Origin of the sequence: Paracraurococcus ruber (assembly GCF_004353985.1) — a bacterium.
Classification (GTDB): domain Bacteria; phylum Pseudomonadota; class Alphaproteobacteria; order Acetobacterales; family Acetobacteraceae; genus Paracraurococcus; species Paracraurococcus ruber.
Window position 1 is genome coordinate 1 of record NZ_SMOA01000262.1, and the last position, 7,217, is coordinate 7,217.

Sequence of the window (7,217 nt, forward strand, 5' to 3'; positions counted from 1 at the left end):
CACCGCGCCGCCGCCCTGCTGCCGCATCGCGTCGCCGCCCCGGCCGCGGGCCGGCGCGCCGCCCGCCGCGGCCATCGCGTCCTCAGCGCGGCGCGAGAGGCGGCGAGGGGTCACTTACCGTGCCGCCAATGGCGGCACGGGCCGCTGCTCCGGCCCGGTGTACCAGGAGAGCGGGCGGATCAGCCGGTTGTCCGCCTGCTGCTCCAGCACATGCGCCGACCAACCGGTGATCCGCGACGCCACGAAGATGGGGGTGAAGAGCGGGATCTCGAACCCCATCAGGTAGTAGGCAGGCCCCGCCGGGAAATCGAGGTTGGGGTGGATGTTCTTCTTCTCCAGCATCTCGGCCGCCAGGATCCGGCTGATCTCCATCCAGGTGCGGTCGCCCACCACCTCCGCCATCTTCTCGGCGTATTTCTTCATCGTGGGCACGCGGCTGTCGCCGGACTTGTAGACCCGGTGGCCGAAGCCCATGACCAGCGCCTTGTGGTCGAAGCGGCCGTGCAGCCACGCCGCCGCCTTCGCCGGGTCGCCGACCTCCTTCAGCATGTGCATCACCGCCTCGTTCGCGCCGCCGTGAAGCGGGCCCTTCAGGGATGCGATGCCGGCGGTGATCGCCCCGTGCATGTCGGCGCCGGAGGAGGTGACGAGCCGGGCGGTGTAGGTGGAGGCGTTGAAGGTGTGCTCGGCGTAAAGGATCATCGAGACGTCGAAGGACTTCAGCACCTCCTTCTCCGGCACCCGGCCCTGGATGACGTTGAAGACATTCTCGGCGAAGGAATGCGCCGGGTTCGGCGCCACGGGGTCGAGGCCCCGGCTGGCGCGGTAGGCGGCGCCGATGCAGGTCGGGATCTTGGCGAACAGCCGCTTGGCCTTGCGGTACTGCGCGTCGTGGGAGACGTCGCCCGCCTCCGGGTCCTCGAGGCCCAGGAAGGACACCGCGGTGCGGATGGCGTCCATCGGGTGGGCGTCCTTCGGGAATTCCCGGATGACGCGGTGCAGCGCCGGGCTGATCTCCCGCTGCGATGCCGTCTCCTGCTTGAAGGCCTCCAACTGGGCGGCGTTGGGCAGCTCGCCCTCCCACAGCAGGTAGGCCACCTCCTCGAAGGAGCAGTTTTCGGCCAGGTCCTGCACCGCGTAGCCGCGATAGGTCAGGCTGTTGGTCTCCGGCATCACCTTGGAGACGGCGGAGACGTCGGCATAGACGCCGACCAGGCCTTTGTAGATGGTGGGCTTCTCGCTGGTCTCGCTCATGGTCTGCGCTCCTCTGGTCAGGTCGGTCGCGGGCGGGCGCCAGAGACAGAGAATGTCCGGCACCCCCTCCTCATTGGCCGCGCCGTCGCGGCATCCGGCGGCGCGGAACCCGTGCCGGCCATAGAAGCGGCGGGCGGCCAGGTTCCGCTGGAAGACATGCAGGGCGAGGCCGCCGGGCGCGGCGGCCTTCGCCTGGTCGAGCAGGCTGCCCCCGACGCCGCGGCCCTGGAAGCCCGGCGCCACATACAGGTGCAGGAGCACCCCGCCCGCGGGGTCGAGCGCGGCATAGCCGACCGCCGCGCCCGCGATCTCCGCCACCCAGACGCGGTGGCGGGGCAGCAGCACCGCCGCCATCCAGGCCGCGACCTCCGCCCTGCTCCAGGGCTCGGCGAAGCGGGGCGCGGCGCTGGCGCGGGCGGCATGGTGGATGGCGGCGAGCGCGGCGGCGTCGCCCGGGCCGGCGGGGCGGAGCGTCGCCGCGTCCAGCCCGTCCCGCCCGGCCGCGCCCGCCATGCCCGCCTCCCCCTCAGAAGATGCCGGGCTTGCCTTCGAGCAGCGTGCCGTTCGGCAGCGCCACGTTCAGCATGTGCAGCTCCCCGGCGGGCAGCCGCGCCAGGTCCTGCACCACCTCGAGGAAGCGGTTGGCCTCCCGCGCCGAGATGATTCCCTCGGTCAGGGTCCGGAACTTCTGGATGTACTGCTCCCGCCCGAAGGGCCGGGCGCCGTTCGGATGGGCGTTGGCGATGCCCAGCTCATCCACCACCGTGCTGCCGTCCTTCAGGACGATCTCGACCCGGCCGCCGAAGGCCAGCTCGTTCGGGTCCCGCGAATGGTACTTGCGGGTCCATTCCGGATCCTCCCGGGTCTCGATCTTGTGCCAGAGCCGGACGGTGTCGGCCCGCTGCGCCCGCTTCGGCGCATAGCTGTCCACGTGGTGCCAGCGGCCGTCCTGCAGGGCGACGGCGAAGATGTACATGATGGAGTGGTCGAGGGTCTCCCGGCTCGCCTTCGGGTCCATCTTCTGCGGGTCGTTCGCCCCGGTCCCGATCACGTAGTGGGTGTGGTGGGAGGTGTGGATGGTGATCCGCTCGATGGAGTCGAAATCCTTCACCTTCTCCCGCATCCGGAAGGCCAGGTCGATCAGCGCCTGGGACTGGTACTCGGCCGAGTGCTCCTTGGTGTAGCTGTCGAGGATGGCGCGCTTCGGCTCGCCCGGGCTCGGCAGCGGCACCTGGTAGTAGACGGGCTCGTAGGCGGCGCTGCGGCCGTCCTGGTCCGCCTTGGTCCGGCCGGACAGCACCCAGCCGATGACGCTGTCCTCGCCTTCGTAGATCGGCGACGGCGCGCCCTCCCCGCGCATGGCGCGGTCGGCGGCCTCGACCGCCAGCTTGCCGGCATGCGCCGGGGCGAAGGCCTTCCAGGAGCTGATCTCGCCCTTGCGGGACTGCCGGAAGCTGATCGAGACATGCAGTGCCTGCTGCACCGCCTGGAAGATCACCTCCTGCTTCAGGCCCAGCAGCGTGCCGATGCCGGCGGCGGCCGAGGGGCAGAGATGCGCGATGTGATCCACCTTGTGCTCATGCAGGCAGATGGCGCGGACCAGGTCGATCTGGATCTCGTAGCCGGTCGCCAGGCCGCGGATCAGGTCGCGGCCGGACTTCTCCATGGTCTGCGCCACCGCCAGCACCGGCGGGATGTTGTCGCCGGGGTGGGAGTAGTCGGCGGCCAGGAAGGTGTCGTGGAAGTCCAGCTCCCGCACCGCGGTGCCGTTCGCCCAGGCCGCCCATTCCGGCGAGAAGCCCTTGGCGTTGGACACGCCGAAGATGGTCGCGGCGCCCTTGCGCGGATGGCCCATCGCCATGGCGCGGGCAGAGACGACGGGGCGGCGGTTGACCGCGGCGATGGCGACCGAGGCGTTGTCGATGATCCGGTTGATGATCATCTCCTGCACGTCCTTCTGGACGGCCACCTTGTCCGCCGCGACGCCGGCGATCTTCCAGGCCAGCTGTTCCTCCCGCGGCAGCAGCGCCTTGGAGGGGTAGAGCTTCACGGGATGCATCTGCATGGCTGGCCTTGGGTCCCTTGCTGCCAGTGTGACGGATGGAACGGCGGTGTTGTCCCGCCGCTTCCGCCCTTCGTCCATTCCGATTGACGCGGCGGCTCGATAGGATTTCCGTATCGTGAGGCAGGGGCAAGCCCCGCCCTGCCGGAAGGGACAGGCATGGATTTCCGCATCCTCCGCCGCATGGCGCATTTCCTCGCCGTGGCGGAGGAAGGGCATTTCGGCCGGGCGGCCGCGCGGCTCGGCCTCTCCCAGCCGCCGCTCTCGGCGCAGATCCAGGCGCTGGAGGCCGAGCTGGGCGTGAAGCTGCTGGAACGCACGCGCAAGGGCGCCCGCCCGACGCGGGAGGGCGAGGCGCTGCTGCCCGGCATCCGCCGCCTGGCCGAGGATGCCAAGCAGGTGGAGGCGCTGGCGCGGGAGCTGCGCGCCGGCCGGCAGCTGCCCATGGCGCTGGCCTGCGTCACCTCGGCGCTGTTCGACTTCCTGCCGCCCCTGGTCCGCGCGCTGCGCGATGCGCGGCCCGATGCCGCGATCGGGGTGCAGGAGATGGACACGGCGGATGCGGTGGAGGCGCTGCGCCGCGGCGAGGTGGATTTCGCCCTTGCCCGGCTCGACCGCGACCGGCCGCCGCTGCGCGTCCTCCCGCTCGGCGAGGATGCGCTGGTCGCGGCGCTGCCGGAGGGGCATGCGCTGCTCGGCCGCCCCGGGGAGCCCGCCGCCCCGCTGCCGCTCTCCGCCCTGGCGCAGGAGCCGCTGATGCTGCTGCCGCGCAGCATCAGCCCGGCCTATTTCGACCGGCAGGTCTCCGCCTGCCGGGCGGCGGGATTCGAGCCGGTGGCGGTGCGGGAGGTCAGCTCCGCCATGGCGCAGCTCGCCTTCGTCGCGGCGGGGCTCGGCGTCGCGCTCGTCTCCTCCGGCATGGCGGTGCTGCGGCCGCCCGGCGTCGGCTTCCGCGGGCTGGCGGGGCCGGTCGCCAGCGTCGGCGTCGCCCTGGTCTGGCACGCGGAACGGGAGTCGGAGGCGGCGCGACTCGCCGTGCAGGTGGCGCGGCGTGTCTTCCCGCACAGCGCGGGCGGCGCGATCCCGGCAGCGTGAGCGCCGCGGATTGCCGGAAGGACGGGGCATGAGTTACGCATTCGGGACGAACGCGCCGCCGGCCATGACGGCCCCGGGCGCCGTGACCGATCGGGCGGGGATGACCACCATGGCGCGGGCGACTCTGCTGACCTTCCCGCCGATGATCGATGGCGAGCTGACGCGCTTCGTGCTCGACCAGCAGGGCGTTGCCTACACGGAGACGCCGCATATCGCCCTCGTCTCCAACCTGATGGCCTATCGCCGGATCGGCAGCATCGCGCTGCCGGTGCTGTCGGGCCTGGGGCCGGATATCGGCGGCGCGCGGCCGATCATCGACTGGTCGGAGGCGCGCTGCCCGCCCGAGCGCCGGCTGCTGCCCGCCGATGCCGCGGCGCGGGCGGAGGTGGAGACGCTGTGGAAGCGTGCCAATGACGACCTGGCGGCGGCGACGGCGGGCTTCGCCTATTTCCACCTGCTGCCGATCAAGCCGATCATGATCGTGCCGCTCAGCCGCGGCGCCCCGGGCTGGGAGGTCTTCGTCACGAAGCTCTTCTACCCGCTGTTCCGCGCCTTCATCGGCAAGGTGCTGGGCCTGACGCCGGAGAAGGCGGCGGCGTCCCTGACCATGATCCATGCGGTGGTCGGGGAGGTGGATGCGCGCCTGGCGGATGGAAGGCCCTTCCTGACCGGGGACCGGGTGACGCTGGCCGACATCGCCATGGCGACCGCGGCGGCGCCGCTGCTCCTGCCGCGCGGCTATGGCGCGCCGATCCCGCGGCTGGAGGAGATGCCGGCGGTGCTGCAGGATCTGGTCGGCGCGTTGCGGCAGCGGCCGATCGCCGGTTTCGTGCAGCGGGTCTACGACCAGCGGCCGGCGAAGGCCTGAGCGCCGGGGGCACGGCGAGCCGGGTCGGCCGGCCTGCTGGGCCGCGCCACGGACATGGTCTAGCGTCGCGCCCGCACAGCCCGGGAGCCTTGCATGACCGCCCAGCCCTTCGACCGCATCGTCCTCGGCGACCTCGTCCTGCCGGATGCGGTGCTGCCGGATGGCTGGGTGGCGGTGCGGGGGGAGGTCTTCGCCGGGATCGGCCAGGGCGCGCCGCCGCCGGCGGCCGAGGTGGCGGACCATCGCGGGATGCTGGTGCTGCCGGGCCTGGTGGACGGGCACATGCACACCTCCTCCTCCACCGGCTGGCCGGGGATCGAGGGCGCGTCCATGTCCGCCGCCGCCGGCGGCGTCACCACCTGCGTCGACATGCCCTATGACGTGCCGCGGCCGGTCACCGACGCGGCGATCCTGCGGGAGAAGATCGGCTGGGTGAACCGCACCAGCCATGTCGACATGGCGCTCTACGGCACCATCACCAAGGCCGGCGGCATCGATGCCATCGCCGGCTTGGCCGAGGCCGGGGCCTGCTCCTTCAAGCTCTCCACCTATGAATACGACGCGGTGCGCTTCCCGCGCATCGACCACCCGACCATGCTGGCCGCCTTCCGCGCGATCGCCCGCACCGGCCTGATGTGCGCCATCCACAACGAGGACCAGGAACTGGTCGAGCGGCTGACGGCCGAGGCGAAGGCGGCCGGCCGCACCGACCCCATCATGCATGCCCGGACCCGCCCGCCGCTGGCGGAATCCATGGCCGATCTCGAGATCTTCGAGATGGCGCGGGAGACCGGCTGCCATGTCCACATCGCACATTCCTCCATCGCCCGCGGCTTCCACCTGGCCGAGGCCTTCCGCCGGCTGGACGGCGCCAGGACCTCGGCCGAGGCCTGCATCCAGTATCTCTGCATGACCGAGGAGGACCTGGTCCGGCTGCAGGGCTTCGGGAAGTGCAACCCGCCCTTCCGCACGGCCGAGGAGGTGGAGCGGGTCTGGGCGGCGCTGCTCGCCGGCCAGGTCGCCTATGTCTCGACCGACCACGCGCCCTGGCCGCGCGCGCGGAAGGAGTACCATGGCGACATCTTCGCCCCCGGCGCCGGCCTGACCGGCCTGCAGAGCTTCGCCCCCCTGATGTACAGCCTGCTGGCGGAGCGCGGCCTGCCGCCGACCCTGATGGCCCGCTACTGCGCCGAGCAACCGGCGCGCTTCCACGGCCTGGCGCCGCGCAAGGGGGCCATCCGCCTCGGCGGCGATGCCGATCTCTGCGTGCTGGAGCGCGGCGACTTCACCTTCGACGCGCGCGAGATCCGCGACCGGGAGGATGCCCGCTGGTCGCCCTATGACGGCCGGGCGATGCGGGCGCGCGTGGCCGCCACCTACCTGCGTGGCCGCTGCATCTGGGACGGGGCAGCGGTGCTGGCGGCGCCGGGCACCGGCCGCTTCGTGCCGCGCCAGCATGCCGGCCCCGTGCCGGAAAGCGGCGCGCCGGGGCAGCCCGCGGGGCGCTGAGGCGGCAGCGGCGCGGCGGGCCGCGCAAGCGGCCGCATCGCCATCCCGGATGCGTGATGGCCTGTCGCCCGCCCCTCCCTTATCCTGCCGCCTGCGGGCCGGCCGAGCCGCCCGTGCGGGGAGGGCAGGATGCCGGCTGACGCGATCCCGACCGCCGAGGACGGGTCACGCGCCGCTCCGGCCGCCGCCGACCGCGCGCTGGCCTGCTTCGGCCCACCCGGAACCTGGCCACCCGGCCTTGCCCTGGCGGTGCAGGTGGCGCTCGGCACGACGCAGCCGGCCTGGGTCGCCTGGGGCCCGGCCCGCCGCACCCTGGCGAATGATGCATGCCTGCCCTGGGCCGCGAACGCGGCGGCGCCGGACCTCGCCGCGCTCTGGCCCGGCGCCTGGCCGGCGCTGCGACCGGCGGCGGAGGCGGCGCTGGGCGGC

The 7,217-nt window shown here is 72.6% G+C and carries 6 protein-coding genes; 4 read left to right on the forward strand and 2 right to left on the reverse strand.

Going from position 1 to position 7,217, the window contains the following annotated elements; all coding sequences use genetic code 11:
* Window positions 1-114 precede the first annotated feature (114 nt).
* Together E2C05_RS26315 and E2C05_RS26320 are read right to left on the reverse strand one after the other, a co-directional pair.
* Window positions 115-1,767, reverse strand: a complete 1,653-nt coding sequence (locus E2C05_RS26315; RefSeq protein ID WP_133222625.1) for a bifunctional 2-methylcitrate synthase/citrate synthase — start codon at window positions 1,765-1,767, stop codon at window positions 115-117.
* A gap of 13 nt (window positions 1,768-1,780) precedes the next feature.
* Window positions 1,781-3,319, reverse strand: coding sequence for an MmgE/PrpD family protein (locus tag E2C05_RS26320; protein WP_133222626.1), 1,539 nt, complete (start codon window positions 3,317-3,319; stop codon window positions 1,781-1,783).
* A gap of 156 nt (window positions 3,320-3,475) precedes the next feature.
* Between E2C05_RS26320 and E2C05_RS26325 the strand changes: the two genes are divergently transcribed.
* The 4 genes from E2C05_RS26325 to E2C05_RS26340 form a co-directional block, all read left to right on the forward strand.
* The gene (locus tag E2C05_RS26325; RefSeq protein ID WP_133222627.1) at window positions 3,476-4,411 is read left to right on the forward strand and encodes a LysR family transcriptional regulator; all 936 of its coding nucleotides are present in this window, start codon (window positions 3,476-3,478) and stop codon (window positions 4,409-4,411) included.
* A gap of 28 nt (window positions 4,412-4,439) precedes the next feature.
* Window positions 4,440-5,279 (forward strand): glutathione S-transferase C-terminal domain-containing protein, encoded by an 840-nt coding sequence (locus E2C05_RS26330; protein WP_133222628.1) that lies wholly within the window; start codon window positions 4,440-4,442, stop codon window positions 5,277-5,279.
* A gap of 93 nt (window positions 5,280-5,372) precedes the next feature.
* Window positions 5,373-6,788: a dihydroorotase gene (locus E2C05_RS26335; protein ID WP_133222629.1), complete on the forward strand. Its 1,416-nt coding sequence runs from the start codon at window positions 5,373-5,375 to the stop codon at window positions 6,786-6,788.
* A 129-nt stretch (window positions 6,789-6,917) separates the two neighbouring features.
* Window positions 6,918-7,217, forward strand: a 300-nt coding sequence (locus E2C05_RS26340; RefSeq protein WP_408901633.1) for a hypothetical protein, incomplete at its 3' end; no start/stop codon positions are given.